10 protein-coding genes, 2 tRNA genes and 1 pseudogene are annotated in these 16212 nt (G+C 49.0%); 4 read left to right on the top strand and 9 right to left on the bottom strand.

Translation table 11 applies throughout. From position 1 onward, the window contains the following. Window positions 1-72 precede the first annotated feature (72 nt). The 3 genes from K3T82_RS06130 to K3T82_RS06140 all read left to right on the top strand — a co-directional run bounded on the left by K3T82_RS06130 (window position 73) and on the right by K3T82_RS06140 (window position 2133). Window positions 73-1200 (top strand): aminotransferase-like domain-containing protein, encoded by a 1128-nt coding sequence (locus K3T82_RS06130; RefSeq protein WP_220192601.1) that lies wholly within the window; start codon window positions 73-75, stop codon window positions 1198-1200. Window positions 1201-1522: 322 nt separating this feature from the next. After that, window positions 1523-1984: a hypothetical protein gene (locus K3T82_RS06135; RefSeq protein WP_220192602.1), complete on the top strand. Its 462-nt coding sequence runs from the start codon at window positions 1523-1525 to the stop codon at window positions 1982-1984. A gap of 11 nt (window positions 1985-1995) precedes the next feature. After that, entirely contained in the window at window positions 1996-2133 is a 138-nt protein-coding gene (locus tag K3T82_RS06140; RefSeq protein ID WP_220192603.1) for a hypothetical protein, read from the top strand. A gap of 152 nt (window positions 2134-2285) precedes the next feature. Here the strand turns inward: K3T82_RS06140 and K3T82_RS06145 are convergent, their stop codons facing one another. The 7 genes and pseudogenes from K3T82_RS06145 to K3T82_RS50865 form a co-directional block, all read right to left on the bottom strand. After that, window positions 2286-4886 carry a flippase activity-associated protein Agl23 gene (locus K3T82_RS06145; RefSeq protein ID WP_220192604.1) on the bottom strand — a complete coding sequence of 867 codons (2601 nt, stop codon included), beginning with the start codon at window positions 4884-4886 and terminating at the stop codon, window positions 2286-2288. Window positions 4887-5032: 146 nt separating this feature from the next. Continuing rightward, window positions 5033-7432, bottom strand: coding sequence for a DUF2298 domain-containing protein (locus tag K3T82_RS06150; protein ID WP_220192605.1), 2400 nt, complete (start codon window positions 7430-7432; stop codon window positions 5033-5035). Between the two features lie 146 nt (window positions 7433-7578). Then, window positions 7579-9405, bottom strand: coding sequence for a glycosyltransferase family 39 protein (locus tag K3T82_RS06155; protein WP_220192606.1), 1827 nt, complete (start codon window positions 9403-9405; stop codon window positions 7579-7581). Window positions 9406-9684: 279 nt separating this feature from the next. Further along, entirely contained in the window at window positions 9685-10218 is a 534-nt protein-coding gene (locus K3T82_RS06160; protein ID WP_220192607.1) for a hypothetical protein, read from the bottom strand. Then, window positions 10134-10664, bottom strand: a complete 531-nt coding sequence (locus K3T82_RS06165) for a hypothetical protein (protein ID WP_220192608.1) — start codon at window positions 10662-10664, stop codon at window positions 10134-10136. The genes K3T82_RS06160 and K3T82_RS06165 overlap by 85 nt, the downstream gene beginning before the upstream one ends. Window positions 10665-11112: 448 nt before the next feature. Continuing rightward, complete coding sequence (locus K3T82_RS06170) at window positions 11113-13281, bottom strand: ATP-dependent Clp protease ATP-binding subunit (protein WP_476630037.1); 2169 nt, start codon at window positions 13279-13281, stop codon at window positions 11113-11115. Further along, window positions 13279-13608, bottom strand: a pseudogene (locus K3T82_RS50865) (Clp protease N-terminal domain-containing protein); the annotation flags it as partial. The gene K3T82_RS06170 and the pseudogene K3T82_RS50865, both read right to left, overlap by 3 nt. 658 nt (window positions 13609-14266) lie before the next feature. On the opposite strand from K3T82_RS50865, the gene K3T82_RS06175 reads away from it, so the two are divergent. Next, entirely contained in the window at window positions 14267-15616 is a 1350-nt protein-coding gene (locus tag K3T82_RS06175; RefSeq protein ID WP_220192610.1) for an MFS transporter, read from the top strand. Window positions 15617-15818: 202 nt separating this feature from the next. On the opposite strand, the gene K3T82_RS06180 is transcribed toward K3T82_RS06175, so the two are convergent. Then, window positions 15819-15891 (bottom strand) — tRNA-Arg (locus tag K3T82_RS06180). Window positions 15892-15956: 65 nt separating this feature from the next. After that, window positions 15957-16029: transfer RNA gene (locus K3T82_RS06185), tRNA-Arg, on the bottom strand. Window positions 16030-16212: the final 183 nt, after the last annotated feature.

The raw sequence follows: 16212 nt of genomic DNA on the forward strand, positions 1-16212 counted from the left end.
CCCCTCATAGCGTCTCTCAAATAGAGGGTCACTATACTGTTTAATTTACATTTGAAGGAGTTCATCGATCGCATGCAAAAGGCAACCACATCTACCAGCAGTCCTATTTTGTTCACGCGTGGAGTACCAGCCCAGGAGGCACTTCCTACGGCACTGATGAGCGAGTGCCTACAAGCAGTGCTCGCAGGGCCAGATGGAAAAACTGTTCTTCAGTATGGACACAATGGCGGCTACGCACCACTACGCCAATTAGTTGCTGAGCAGTATCAGGTGGCGCCAGATCAAGTGCTGATCGGCAATGGCTCGCTCCATCTACAAGATCTGCTTACAGCACTTCTCGTCAAACCAGGCGATGTTGTCTTCACTGAGCAGCCTAGCTATGATCGCGCCATCAAAACCTTTCGTCGTCGTGGCGCGAAAGTAGTAGGCATTCCACTCGACCTTGATGGCATTCATCTGTCAGCCCTGGAAGAGGCGCTCACACAATACACGCCGCGCTTTTTCTACGTCATACCCGACTTCCAGAATCCCTCAGGTGTCACAACCTCAGCCGAGAAGCGACACGCTCTGGTACAGTTAGCTGAGAAGCATGGTTTCTGGCTCCTGGAAGATGTTCCATATCGCACGCTACGCTATAGCGGTGAGCAATTGCCTCTTTTGCGCGATATTCAATCTACCCGCGTACTGACAGTCAGCTCATATAGCAAACTGATTAGCCCCGGCATCCGTGTAGGGTATATAGTCGGCCCCCGCGAGATCATCAAACCCCTCACAGCACTCGCCGAGGAGACAATTCTCGCCCCGGTGCTTCCCACTCAGGCAGCAGTGTTTGAGTTTCATCAGCGAGGCTTCTTCGAGCAAAATTTGGCAAACTTAAAGCAGCTTTACGCACCACGCCTGCAAGCCACGATAAACGCTATCAAAACCTATCTTCCCGATATTGCTTTCGCAGAACCGGAAGGCGGCTTTTTTATCAGCGTGACTCTACCACGCGAAAGTAATTACCAGCAGTTGCTTTCGCGAGCTAAAGAAGAAGGACTCATGCTCACTGATGGTAGCGCCTTTTTTGCGGATTTCCTGAGCGAGCAAGAAGCTCAGGCAGGGGCCAATGAGCGCTTCGTACGTCTACCATTCTGCGCACTGACTCCAGATGAGATCACAAGTGGCATACAGCGGCTTGCGAGCCTGATTCAAGCCTAAACAGCTTTTCCTATACCAGGATAATAGAGCACCTCCATCTCGGCTCTCAAGGTCGAAGTGGGGGTGCTCTATTACTATTTCTAAACTCAGGCACACTATGTTAGCATTTTTTTTATTCAGGCTCCTTGTATCAAAACCCAAAACTCATGCACTCCTCTTCTATGCCCACATTAAATAATTATTAATATTGAGAAATCCAATTCTATAACATTGACACACCTATACTACTTTCGTGTAATATTGATGAGTAACGGAGGTACATTATCTGACAATGTTTTACACAAGCATTAAACTTGGCCCGGTAGGAAGTGGGAGATAAACATTGAACAACTCGCAGGGATTCGCTTATACACATGATGGGGCACGTTTGCATCACTACCAACGGACCATCCTGGCTCGTCTACCTATGGTGGCAAGGGAGGTCGAACACTTCGATGAATTACTTCAGTGGCTCGGTGAGGCACTGGTACAATATTTTCACATCCAGGTTACTCAATTTTGGATCGGGCATCAGCATACTACTACCAGGCAGTTTTATCTTGAATTGCGTATGATGGTCTTCCAAAATCCATATCTCTCACAAGAGATAGTTGTAAATACTTCTATCGCAGGGACTGTTGAGAGGATGATCATTGAACGCCGAGGCATTATGCCTCAAGCCGTGAATCTCTTTTTCCCTCAGCCGCAAGCGGAATTGCTGAAACTACATAACCTTGGTTATTGGTCCTGCTATTTCCTGAATCACAACGCACTCACCCCCCCGCAAAGAGTCAAGGCAATCTAGGAAAGCTTCAGGTGCCACTCTCAATGGAGATTGCACTCTTCTTTCAGGAGATGCCCAATTCCCGCCTCATTCCTATTATAAGCGCGGTACTAGAGCAGGCTGTCATCGCAGCCAAACAACAGCACTTACTCAAGCCTATCGCCATTTGATTACATGGCAACATTTTCCAATCAAACATAATATATTAGAACAACGATATGACAAACCGCTCTAATATTCTATGCACATAACGGCGAAGAGCCGCATCTGGTCGTTTCTCCAGATGCGGCTCTTCGCCGTTCATTAGCACATAATTGTATTATTAGCGAGCCAAATCGTTGCGAACCAGGATCGCCATATCATATGAGCCAGTCGTGCTTCCAATGGCCTGGCGATGCCACCACCAATTCCAGACATTAGAGCTAGCGCGCCCAAGATCAAATTGGGCATTCTTGGGAGGCGTATCGCCATAGCTTAACCAGAGCAGAGGCCCAACCCCTCCCCAGGTTGGCTTTCCCTCACAGGTATCATTCTTAGAAGGAACACAGGGTGGTAACTTATACCCCTCATCCCACCAGGTACGCATATGGTAGGTAGTAACCTTATACGTTTCCTGGTAACTTGCCTTGTAGGACGCCAGGCAATCTCCCCCTACAATAATCACTGGCGGGTTACCTGAAATGGCTGGGCAGGGATCTTGCTCGGTGGTATTGATAAATGTTGTCTGGTGATAATCGCGCAGATACCAGGCAAAGGGCCAGGTAGCATCGCCCATCACACTCACGGGCATATTCTGCTGCCCTCCATAGGCTTTTTTATCGACAGCCGCAACCTGGTCCATCACCTTATTGACATCAGGCGTTGTCTGAACATAGACCATCATTTCGTGCGGACCATCAGCCGCATGCACATAGGAGACCTGGAACATGTTTTGTAGTGTTGGCAACAGCAACAACACCGCTACCACGAGTGTTGCTATGGCACCAGCAGCGCTGACGGGCTGAATATGGAAATGAGGTTCAGCGACTGGTAACTGTCCCTCTTCATGAGCACGTTTCTCGCGTGCCGCCACGATTCGCTCACGAACGAAAGCCACAACCTTCACTAATGCAGGCTGTAAACCAATCGCGGCCAAAAGCATCATTGGCATGGTCATATGGATCATTAGCCAGGGCATTTTTTCGCCAGCCCAGGTGTAGATGACAACACTGCCAAGAAACCAATAGACCAGGAAGAGACGGAAACGCGATGGCTGTATCAGACAGCGTATCACGCCCACAATGCCAAACACTAAGCCAACCTGTTCATACAGGGGAATCAACAGAAAGTAGTAGTACCAGGGCTGATCACCACGCGCCACCTGCTGCTGCTGCAACCAGTAATACAATCCCTGCCAGATACCATCACCAATACCGCCCCGGATATTGGTAAAAATGACTGTGAAGAGAACGAGAAAAACTGCCCAGCCACAGAGAATAGCGAAGACCCAGTGAATCCAGGGCATCGTCGTCACCACATCCAGAAGAGGCTGCCGGACGGGGTCTACAAACTTTGCCAGACCACGACGACGCGAATCATTCACAGGCAACTTCTCAAAGTATTCCATCATCAAGATGACGAGCACATACACACCAAGCGCGATGCCCAACCAGGGCACAATCGCCACTGTCACATTCTTTAACTGCGCGACAAAGGTATCCGCCAGCGGCTTCGTCTTCACATCATTAATATAGAGCGAGAGATTATGCATATACCGGAAAAAGAGCAGTGCCAGGGGAGCAGCCACAACTGCCAGCATAAGCACCGCCCAGGGAGCCCATGTCTGTGTCAAAGCATGAATCGGCCCTGCGTTGGTATCGCGTGTATTTCGGACCAGGGTAAAGCGCGCACCAATATCCCACACAATCAGGCCAACAAAAAAGCTGCCGAAGATTGCAATTGTCAGGAATGTGGCCTCCTTTGTTGCATAGGACAACGCGAAGGCAATTGAACCAATGATGAGCCATGAGAGCGAGCGATCCCGGCAATAGCGTGCCATCGCCACCACGACCAGCAAAGTAAAGCAGGCCATATAGATATCTTCGCGCGCAAAGCGTGAGAAATAGACCATGCTAGGCGAGACAGCCAGCAAGAATGAGGCTACCAGGGCACCATATTTCCCCAGATAGTCGCGTATGAAGTATGGTAGTCCCACAATCACCGTACCTAGCGTTGCCGCAGCGATACGTACTGTTGTTGTATTCACACCGTGTTCCGGCAAACCCAACCATTGGCATATCTGATAGACCAGGGCAATAGCATGAAACTGGAAGGGGCCATGTAAGAGGGGATCATAGCGATAGCAACTACTAGTCGGGCTGAAGCACCCCAACCAGTTCTCCAAATTATGCATGAGCATCAGTGAGTAGTAGGCATGCAGGCTCTCATCGTGATGCAAAGGCTTATCGCCCAGGCCCCAATAACGCAGAATCGCGCCAAGAAGCATCAGACCCAGGAACGGTGCCCAACGTAAGATCTGCTCTCGTGATGGTCGCATGAAGCGAAAGCCCTGAGATATTTGCTCGGGCACCGGAACTGCTTCTTCATACTCATAGAAAGGCTGCTCTATCTGCTGGTCAGCAACAGCCTCCTCTATTACAGGAGTAGATTCGGATGTGCTTTCACTTTCTTCTGGCTCAGGAACTAGGAAGGGAGCAACATCAGGAAGATCTTGCGCATTTTCCACCTCGGGCACAAAAGCTACTGCTTCTTCAGGAGTGAGTTCCTTAGGCGACGGCTCCACTATTGTCTCGTCGCGTTGATCCTCGTTTCTTTCCTCCTCCTGCATTTCCTCAGCCTTCTCCACTTGGTCCAACGCTTCCGAAGTAGTAAGGTCGGGTTTATGCTGCCCATCTTGACGAGTTTCGGTGTCTGATCGCTTCAAAGATTTTATCCTCCCTTGCCCCAAAGGGCCTTCATGCCATTGTTGAAATAGAGTCATTAATTCAGGCAGATTATTCCAGAGTAAAAAGTATTCGCCAGCGTCATCTCGCGACGACTATGCTTCTCACATACGAAGCAAAAGCATTCTTAAGATTTGATCTTATAGATAGTCACACCATTCGCATTATAGACGATTTGCATGAAAGCGGCAAAACGGTGGAGATTCGCAGACGGATACTTCTTATACTCTAAAGGTCCAACGTATAGGTATTCTACGCGATAACGCTTCATATTTTGCAGGACCATATTCTTATCTGGATCTTGATACACCAGATCCACCGCAGTCTGACGCTGGTTAAAGTCCTCAGCGTTAACCGGGTTATGCAGTAAGGCAACCCGCCATTGCACCTCATGACCAGGCCAATTTATAGGGCTAGACAAGCCAGTAAAAATGGAGATACGCCCATATTCCGTATAGTCTCCCCCTACTGCTTCAATGATACCTGGATTGTCCTGTACATGCTCATTGAGCCAAAGAATTGCCGCATAGTCACCTGGATACAGAGGGTCATTCTTTAAGTAATTCAGCCCATTCAAGCTACCAGTTGAGGAGAGGGCCTTACTTGCGATTGGCACATTTCCAGGACCATAGCGCGCGTAAGGCGCCTGCAGAGGATAGACAGCACCTGCTAGCATAAAAATCAGCAGAAGCAGGTACCACAATCCAATCCCAAACCTTTGCAGCCAATGTACCGTGACAACGTTCAACTTAACAGGTCGCAAACTCGCAACAAGAAAAGATAGGCCGACACTAGAGGCAATAGAAAGTAGGGCCCAGGCTTGAAAATAGAACTTAAAGACGGTATTCATTCGCGGGTCCTGGTCTGCAAAGACATCACGCAAGAAAAAGACTTCACACCCCGCAATGAGCAAGAAAGCCAGCCCCCCTAACAGAAGCGCATATGCGTGTGCGCGATCTCCCAGATGATACAGGGCCAGCACAAACGCTGCAACAGCAACTCCACCCGCAATCAGCAATGTCGTACTATTACGCACAAACACCAGCACCAGCAATCCTAGGCAGAAGACAGCCACAACCAGGACCCAGGTCAAGCGAACGCTGAACTGTAACTGATGTAGAGAGCCATCGGGATCTCGTCGTATCGTCAAATCAAGGAGAGGTCGCTTCAAGGCACTAACAACCAGAAACGAAATAACCACAAAGGCAAAAATCCCATAAATCAGCAATTCGTTGGTAAGCGATGAACGGTCTTGGGGCGCAACCAGACCCAGCCCTTGGGCCGGGGAGACAAACGTCAGAAAAAAAGGTAGGTACAGCAAGAAACTGAGAGCTATCAGCGTCACAGCAGCAACGAAAATATCCAGCAGCAACGCCCACTGAAAGCGTAACTGATAGGCCAGACATTGCTGAAACACAATGCAAACCAGGCACAGACCCAGATAGGTTGGATAGTCCCAACCATTCATCAGATAGAGCCCGCCCAGGATGAGCGCGGTGCAGAACAACGTCAGCCCCAATCGCCATCCCTCACCAAAGACATTCAATCCCTTACCCGCAGGTTCTAGTAAGAGATTGAAGGCAACGCCCAGAGCGAGCACGGTAAAGGCAAAGGAAAGCACATGAGCATGGAAGCAGGAGAGCAGGAAGCTAAACGCGGGAAACTCATTGATCGTCTTGCTGATAACACGCGATGGACCCACCCAGAAGATATATGCTTGGTCGGCTGTTGTCGTAACCATGCCGTGATTCTGCCACCAGATTTGAGTCGAGGCAAGATTGCCCATGAGCAGGGCCATAAAAATCGCAAGCAAACCAAAGAGGATACTCCCTGTCAGCGACGGATAGGCCGTTGAGGGGACCACCTCTGACGCCAGACCCTCCTTAGAGCGTTGGCGCAGGTATCGTGTCCAACTCACAATATTGCAGGTAACCCCGAAGAAACTGATACCCGTCAAACCAAAAAGCAGACATATACCTGTATTAAAAGCCACATAGGAGGGCTGTCCAAGTAGCTTTGCCAGCGTGGCTATAAAGAAATGTGCATAATAGTAGTAGTTGATTGCGCTTCCCGCGTACCACATATCACTGGGTGGTAGGTGCGCACTCCGCATGATAGACGAGAGAAAGCCCTCGTCCATAAACATTTCCCAACCCCGAATCTCTGGACCAAACGAGCGTATCCAGCCCAACAAGAGCACCATACTCAAAAACACAACCTCTGTCGCGAGTATATAGGGTATGTTCAAACGCATAAGCTTCCAGATATCGCGACGCTTCCATAACCAGCCAGGAAGGCTAAGCGCTAGCAAGATACAAGCAATGCCTAGCAGAAAGAGTTGAGTATAAGGGAGAAAGCGTAGCCACATTAACGGCAGCCAGACACAGAACACAAAGACAATCACGCCCAATGACTTGCTAAAGGCCCAACCACGATCCGGTAGATTGCGAAATACGGTGATAGTGAGCGGAAGGCTAATGATACCGATAGCCTCAACCAGCGCCCACATCTGGAATAATTCAAGCATGCCTCGCTCCCTAATAGACAGTTTCTACAGATACATAACGTCATACCTGAGGATTTCTATACGTTTCGGGCCCATTGTTCCTACCTTTCACGCCAATTCGTCGCTTACAATGGGGTAAAGAGTCCACTATAACTCTTCACTTTCTATTAATTTGGCAGGGAAAGGCCCGTAACTAACTTCTGGTAGAGTTGCTCAGGGGTATAGGGATATGGGGTCTGGCGCACAAATATGCGTACCCTGGGATGATCAAATACTGAGTAGCTCTCGTCCGCCCCACTATCATCAAGCGTCACGCCAAGCAGGTTAGGGCGTACCTCAAATTGGGCTTCCAGCCGGAAGCCAAGCTGTCCAGAAAACAGCATTTGATAATAACGCATAGTAAGAGGGTAGCGAGCAGGCAAGCGTGGAATAGACATATCCAGTCGATCCGAAGCCATGGGTAGCGCATCAACCGTCGGAAGGAGATTCGCCAGTAAGTGCGCCTTGGTCAGAGTATCATCATCATAAAGTGGTAGCCCAGTCGCGACATTGCCACTTCCATCAAGGTAGGTAACCTGGGCAAAGTACGACGGATCATAATGATCCACGCTAATGGGAAGCGAATCATCCCATAGTTCATATGTCAGTAGGCTTCCACGCGGCAGATGTGTATAGAGCCAGCGAGAGGCCTGTACTCGTGTGTTTGGTTGGCTATAAATGTTGGCTAGCGCCAAACCTTGAAAGATCGTGCCAGCCAGTACTAGCAGTAAGGCAATACCAGAAATAGCTTGCGCACCATAGCTCCGCCTACGACGTGCAGGCGCCATAGTAGCTAGTGGCTCAGGGGTCCAGCAAGAACGCACAAACGCGATCAGGACAGTAGCCGCCAGCAGCACGCAAAGAGGATAGATAGGCAATAGATAACGCATAAACTTAACATAAAAGCTACCGATGATCACACTATAGACAATCAACCATGAGAGCGGAATGAGCCAGGTTAGTCCAACCTTCCGTCTCCATAGACCTCGAGCAATCCAGACCAGACCAGCCACAGCAGCCAAACTCAACATCACGCCCAGACCCCACAAAAATAGGTTGTACCCCTGGTATATATAGGGAATCGTGCTCGCGAACTGACGTGTATAGGGAAAATCCAGGGACCCGCGAGACATGTTCCCCTGCTCTTTCACCTGATCAATATAGTTATGCATATCAAGCCATGCATATGGCTGAGTAACAAAGAATATAAGCGCGGTTAGAATAAAGCACAGCAGAAGCCCCGTACCTACCTCATAAATTGCGCGCCGTCTCCAGCCGCGCAACAACACAGCCACAACGATTGGTAACCCGAGCGGAGCCGCGCTGAACTTCGTCGCCAGAGCCAGACCAAAACTCAACCCACAACAGGCAGCCCAGAACAGATCATGGCGGGACTGTACATATTTAACACAACAGACGAGCGTAAGCACAACAAAAAAGAGCAGAAGTGTATCAACAGTATAAAAATGGGAAAGTTGGATCTGAAAAGGAGTGAACGCGACCAGAATGGCAGCTAGCAGAGTTGCACACTGGGTAGCTCGACGACCAAATCCTAAGTCGCGCGTTAACAAAAGCGCCAGCCACGCCGTCAGCAAGACAGAGCCGGTATCAAGAAGGGAGGATAAAACACGCCCCAGAAGGGTTAATTCGACAAACGTCATCGGTGATTGCATTGTCAAACGCGAGATAAGAAATGACAATACAGCCAGGAGATAGAGGGGAAATGAACCATACGCAAAAAAGTGCGGATTTAGCGGCGAATGATTAGGGTCAAGAAATTGAGAGAAGCTTGTAGGCCAGCCAAGCGCTGTGATACGAAAAAGAATCTGACGTTCATCAGGATGAAAACTATTACCTGCATCCCAATTCACGCCATACAGGCGTAAGCCTACACTTAACAACGCTACCGCAAGCAGGGCCAGTGGGAACCAGGAGACACGAAATATTCTCTGCATACTATGCATTATCCTCTATGAAAAACAGCGGCTCTCGACATCATCGCTGAACACAAAACCCTTTGCATTATAGCCAGCACACCGCTTCACGGTCAACAGTAAGCACTGATCTCCTCAGAGTTTGCAGTTTCCTTGTCAAGCTCGCCCTCGAGGCTGCGGTACGTAAAGAACAAAAACACACCTATAGCAATCGAGCAAAGAGGCTAATTGCTATAGGTGTCTCTCTTATCTCAAAGTATTAGAAACAACCTGATCCTCAAAAAATATCCAGAAATAGTCTCATGCATGCTGCATTTGATACTGCAAGAGGTCTTTCTCTATTTGGCACCAGACCTCATCCTCAGCTTTGCCAACCGTTAATTGGTTATGTATCATGACTTGAGTAACACGACTGCGAAAATGCGTCAGAAACTGTTGCTGATTTGCAGGGAGTGGCATAGGATAGAGCTCAACCATGTCCAGAGGCACATAATCATCAGCGCTAAATGCCAGATTTAAGAGCTTAGTATAAGCAGCAAAAAGGGCTTGATGGGACCTGGAGAGAAAAAACTTTGGGCGTGTACTTGAGCCGAGCAGGCACCCCGCAATCGTGTTACCCAGCATAATGGGATGCGCCATTGAGCTCTGTTCATGCTCATCCCAGACCACCGGAAATAGCTGAAAACCATCTGAACGATCTGCAATCACCCGCGCGTTACCCGTATTAATCACATAACCTGCCAACGACTCTACACCGAGAAAGGCAGTGCGGTGCTCCAATTCATGATCCCAGGGTGCGGTGCCCCGACCGGTAATTTCTCGCGAGCTACGCACCTTTCCCCAATCGAAGGAGGCATGCATTTCACAACGGTCAGTTCCAGTCCAACACGATGCGGATCCAGATGTTTGATAATTTGCTGCAAGATCATATCACAAAGCGAACTAAAGCGCAGGATAGAAGGCAGATTACAGTGAGCATTCACCAAGCGAGAGTAGAAAAGAGGGGAAATCGTGATAGTATCCACCTCCACACTCATCATCTCGGGGTCCTGAAAAGGCTTGCTTACCTCATCTGGCAGCGATTCCATAAAGGCGGCGCTATGCTCGGGAAGGGCTTGCAAGAGCTGGCGCAAATTCTGTGTGCGCGGCGTTGAAGTATTATTGGCCCAACGGGTCAAGGTAACAGGATTGATATCTAATGCGTTCGCTATTCGCTGTCTCTGATGGGTATCCTGTATGATGCGACCCAATACTTCACGCCAGTTTGCTGACTCAGTCACAGTGCACCCCCATGTGACAGATACATCCTCTTATAGAGTGTAAACATTTTTTGTGAAACCCGACCCCCACTGGGGACATAAACTCACGATCCTCCCTTAGGAGTCACAGTGGTGGTGGCGCTAGAACGCTCGGGGTCATGAAGCGGCCTTAAACGTTTTCTTGAGCCTACAGAATAGTATCATAACAGCAAAAGACAAATGCGTCAACTAAGACATGTATAGCATTTATATGTTTTCCAAAACGTTTATACTCTCTTTTACATTGCGTATACTAGTTTTTCACAAATGGAAATTTTAAACAAGGTCATCTCATACTACGATAGGCTTCGATTCCTACTCACACAAACAGGCAAGTAAAACATATATAAGAATCGTGAGAGTCTCAAAAGAGAAAAAGGTCGTGGCTTGTATTGAGCCACGACCTTTTTCTTATCAGGCATTTTATATGCTAAGCAGCACCAATGGTCGTTGGAGTGCGGTGTCCCTTTTGAGAGGCGCTAGTCGCTAGAGCTGGCATAGCAGCCGCTTTCACGTGGACTAGCGATCGAGTTTCAGGATCAGCATCAATGAGCACCTCATCGCCCTCAACGATATCTCCACGCAAAATTGCCTCTGCCAACATATCATCCAGTAAAGTCTGGATCGTTCGGCGTATTTGACGCGCTCCATAGGAGGCATCATAACCAACCTGAACTAGCAACTCGCGGGCCTGCGAGGTGACCTCCAGCTTCACTGGTAGCGTGTTGAAACGACTGTCAAGCCGCTCTTTCGTCTGCTGAATAAACATATCAACAATCTGACGCAGATGCTCTTTTGTCAGAGAATGGAAGATAATTATATCATCAAAGCGATTCAACAGTTCTGGGCGCAACAGATTCTTGAGCGCGGGGAGCACACGCTGACGAATACGCTCTATCTCCTGATGCTGAAGCACCTCTGCATTCTTTTGACGAGGTAAAAACGACATCGAGCCTGTCGTAAGCTGCTCAACACCAGCATTTGAGGTGAGCACAATGATCGTATCCTTAAATGATACAGTCTGACCGCGCGCATCTGTCAACGTTCCATCTTCAAGGATCTGTAAGAGCAGATCAAAGATTTTAGGATGTGCCTTCTCAATCTCATCAAAGAGTACCACGCTATATGGGCGACGACGCACCGACTCCACCAACTGACCCGCCTGTTCGTACCCTGCGTAGCCAGCCGGGGTGCCGATTAGGCGTGAGACATGATGGCTTTCCATAAACTCAGACATATCAAAACGCAATAGTGCGTTATGATCGGAGAAGACAATGTCAGCTAACGCACGCGCCAGTTCTGTCTTACCAACGCCAGTTGGACCGACAAAGAGAAATGAACCGATGGGTCGACGCCCATCATGCATCGACGAGCGAGCACGACGTACAGCACGTGCGACGGCCTGAACAGCCTCATTCTGCCCCACCACGCGTTTATGCAATTCATTCTCCAGTGAAAGCAACATGCGGCGCTCACTGGTCGACAAGCGCGTAACAGGAATACCTGTCCAACTAGACACAATATGCGCTATATCTTCTTCATCTACGACAGGATAAGGCGTTATATCAGTCATCCAGCTCTGTTCAGCCAACCAGAGATCATGGCGTAGCTGCTGCTCTCGCTTCAACAATGCCAGCGCTTTAGGAAAATCCTCCTGTGAGATAGTATAGTCCTTCTCACGTGTCGTACTCAAAAGCTGATCTCGTAAGACCTGGATAGCGCGTGGTGGCAGAGTGCGCCTGACGCGTGCGCGTGCGGCAGCCTCATCAACCAGATCAATCGCCTTGTCGGGCAAGAAGCGCTCCTGGATATAGCGCTTTGAAAGCTGAGCAGCGCTTTCCAGAGCAGCATCGGTAATCGTCACCTCATGAAAGTTCTCATAACGAGGTCGCAGAGTGCGCAAACAGGCGATAGTCTCGTCAATAGTCGCTTCAGGAACCACAATCATCTGGAAACGGCGCTCCAGCGCAGGATCAGACTCAATATGGCGGCGATACTCCTCTTGTGTTGTCGCCCCAATGCAGCGGAATTCGCCGCGGGCTAGCAGGGGCTTAAATAGGTTGGCAGCATCAAGCGACCCTTCGCCACCTGCGCTCTGCACCAGAGTATGTAGTTCATCAATAAAGAGAAGCACATTCTTAGCGGCAGACACTTCACGCATCACGCCTTGTAGGCGTTGCTCAAAGTCACCACGCAGCTTTGTACCTGCCACCAGGGCAGCTATATCAAGCGCCACAACACGGCACTCACGAAACTCATCTGGCACCTGGCCCTCAATGATACGCATCGCTAGCGCCTCAACCAATGCAGTCTTACCAACCCCAGGCTCGCCGACAAGTACAGGATTATTTTTGGAGCGACGGGCCAGAACCTGAAGCATACGCTCTATCTGTGGCTCGCGCCCCACAACGGGCTCTAATTCTTCCATCAGAGCTTCCATGGTCAAGTCACGACTAAACTCATTTAAGAGAGGTGTTTCATCGTAACAGGACTGAAAACGAACCGCGAACTGAAGATTGTCATAACCTTTACTTGTCAGATGTCTCAATTGTTGTTGGGCGTCTTCAGCGGAGATATCCATAGTATTTAGTACACCCATTGTCGTGCTATCCTGTTCCAGAAAAATTGCCCTTAATAAGTGTTCCAATGAGACAAATTCTTCGTTCTCCAGCGCGGCCTCCTCTTCTGCTTTCCGGAGTGTAGCACGCGCGGAAGGATTGAGTCCTGGCGTGCTAATTAATGCTTTATTACCATAACCCAAGACAAATTCGAGCGTCTGAGCAACTCGATAGGGGCTGGTATGCAGGGATGCAAATAACGCTTCTACAAGCGAATCATTCAGCTTGAGCAACCCCAGAAATAGGTGAGCACTACCCACCGAACGATGGCAGAGACGAATAGCCTCTTCACGTGCCAGTGTAAGTACCTGGCGTAATTCGGGGTATAGTTACTATACTTTTTGGGCTGCTTCATCCTTAGCTCCTTTTTCAGATAACCACGTCAAGAGTATAAGCGCGTAACCACCGCGCGGATTGGACATATGGATCGCAGTACCGTTGAAGAAGCATCTATGAGTAACGGCACTACGATCTCAGGTAAATACCCACACCGCTCTGAAGGCGGCTAGCGCTGTCGCGCTCAGGATTCGAAAGGTACTATATCTTCAAGCGGTTGTGTTTGAGATTGTACCCTAAATTTCCTCGCGCATTTTCTCTCATGAGCATTTTTCACATTCCCACAAGCCCATAACTACCAGTCGGCAAAGCCTGCCTCCCTTGACAAAAATAAAAGAAAACACCCCCCAATAGTACCAGCAGGACAGGGTATATATGGGCTTATATACTAACAAAATGGCGATTTGGGCACTACTACGTTCGTCTGGCCCCTAATATTCAAAACCACTTCCCTGTATGTGAAGATTATGGATTATCAAAGGAAATGCAAAAAGGGGGAAGATAATTGCCTTCTGCTTTGTTTTTAGAAAAGAGATCCGCGACACCCCCCATCGTATGCGCGACCCAATCATCTCATCAGCTATAATCAACTCTAATTAGTCGCTCACAATTCAACGCAACGAGGAATTTATGTCAGACACAACATCAATATGGGAAAATGGAGATCATCCACCACCAGATCCAGCCCCACAAGTCAAGCCCGATCCATATGGAGTCCTGCGCATTCGCAACTTTCGCCTGCTCTTTCTGGGCTCGCTAGTCGCTAGCATTGGACAGCGCATGCTTAGCATCGCCATTGGTTGGGAACTTTACGCGCGTACACATTCCGCACTCGTCCTGGGTGGTGTGGGTCTAGTCATGGTTTTGCCAGTCATATTTCTCTCACTTCCGGGAGGACAGATTGCCGATACCCACAATCGACAACGCATTATTCTCATAACAGAAGGCGCTCTGGCACTCATCTCGCTAGGATTAGCGGTGCTTTCCTACAATCAGGCTCCGATCTGGATGATTTATGGCTGTCTCCTACTCATGGGTTGCGCCTCTGCCTTCAACAGTCCAGCCTCATCAGCCTTTCTGTCTGAGACCATACCTGAGGATAGCTTTGAGAGGGCCGCGACATGGTTTAATAGCTCCTGGCAGCTTGCTTCAGTGATTGGTCCCGCCCTGGGAGGTTTCTCTATCGCCCTTTTCCAAGGGACTCTTCCTGTCTATATTTTCAATACATTAGCAGGCATCTTCATGGTACTGATGGTTGCGCAGATACGCATCCAACAGACCACATTCCAGGAGCCTGCCGAGAAAAAGCAGACTACACTTAAAGACCTGGGCGAGGGCTTGCAGTTCTTGCGACACTCACCAATCATCCTAGCTGCGATTACGCTTGACCTCTTCGCAGTTTTATTTGGTGGTGCCACGACATTGCTTCCCATCTATGCACAAGATATTCTTAAAACGGGACCAACAGGTCTAGGTTGGCTGGATACAGCTCCTTCTATTGGCGCCATCTGCATGACACTCTTGATCGCGCACCGACCACCATTTCGCCATGCGGGCAGAACTTTGCTTCTGGCGGTGGCAGGCTTCGGCGTTGCGACAATTGTGTTTGGCTTCTCAACCTCCTTCTGGCTCTCACTGCTCATGCTTTTCGTGCTAGGAGCCCTCGATAACATCAGTGTGATTATTCGTAGCACTCTGATGCTCACCCGCACGCCCAACCATATGCGAGGCCGGGTATCAGCAGTCAATTCACTTTTTATCGCGTCTTCAAATCAGCTTGGGGGCTTTGAATCAGGAGCGGTGGCCCAATGGTTGGGACCAATGCTTACAGTCATAACAGGCGGGATTGGCACAATTGTAGTGGTACTAGCGGTTACAGGTATCTGGCCGCAGATTCGGCAATTGACTACACTCAATACACCTGATAGCGAGCAACGCGCTGAGGCGAAAATCGAGGAAGTCGTTGACGCTACAATCTAGCGTGTAAGATTTATCCGCTTACATACGCAAATTAAGGGAGGCGCTAAAATGTTGCGTGCGCAACATTTTAGCGCCTCCCTTTGGCAGAATGACCAGCCTGGCTTTATGAATGATCTCATCACAACAACATATTAATAAAAAATAGTTTTTAACCCAAATACAAAACGAGCCGACACTTTGTGCCGACTCGTTTTGCTTGTAGCGATCCCGAGAGGGGTCGAACCTCCGACCTTTAGATCCGCAATCTAACGCTCTATCCACTGAGCTACGGGATCAATTTCTAAAAACAGCGTATTCAATTGTAAGTTTTTCAACAATCAAAAATAAGTTGATTGTTAAGCGATCCCGAGAGGGGTCGAACCTCCGACCTTTAGATCCGCAATCTAACGCTCTATCCACTGAGCTACGGGATCAATCACGGGTTGTATACTACCTCATTTCCCTGAACTTGTCAAGAGCTTTTCGGCTCTCCATAGAAAATCTCTTTTTCTTGTGAAGACTGCCGCTAACCTGCATATGCAGAGACGAAAATAAGATACGCGTCTCAGAGTGGAGCATAAAGGCAGGGTCACGGCAGACAAAGGATATAAGAAAAA

It is taken from the genome of Ktedonospora formicarum (assembly GCF_016587355.1).
Lineage (GTDB): Bacteria > Chloroflexota > Ktedonobacteria > Ktedonobacterales > Ktedonobacteraceae > Ktedonobacter > Ktedonobacter formicarum.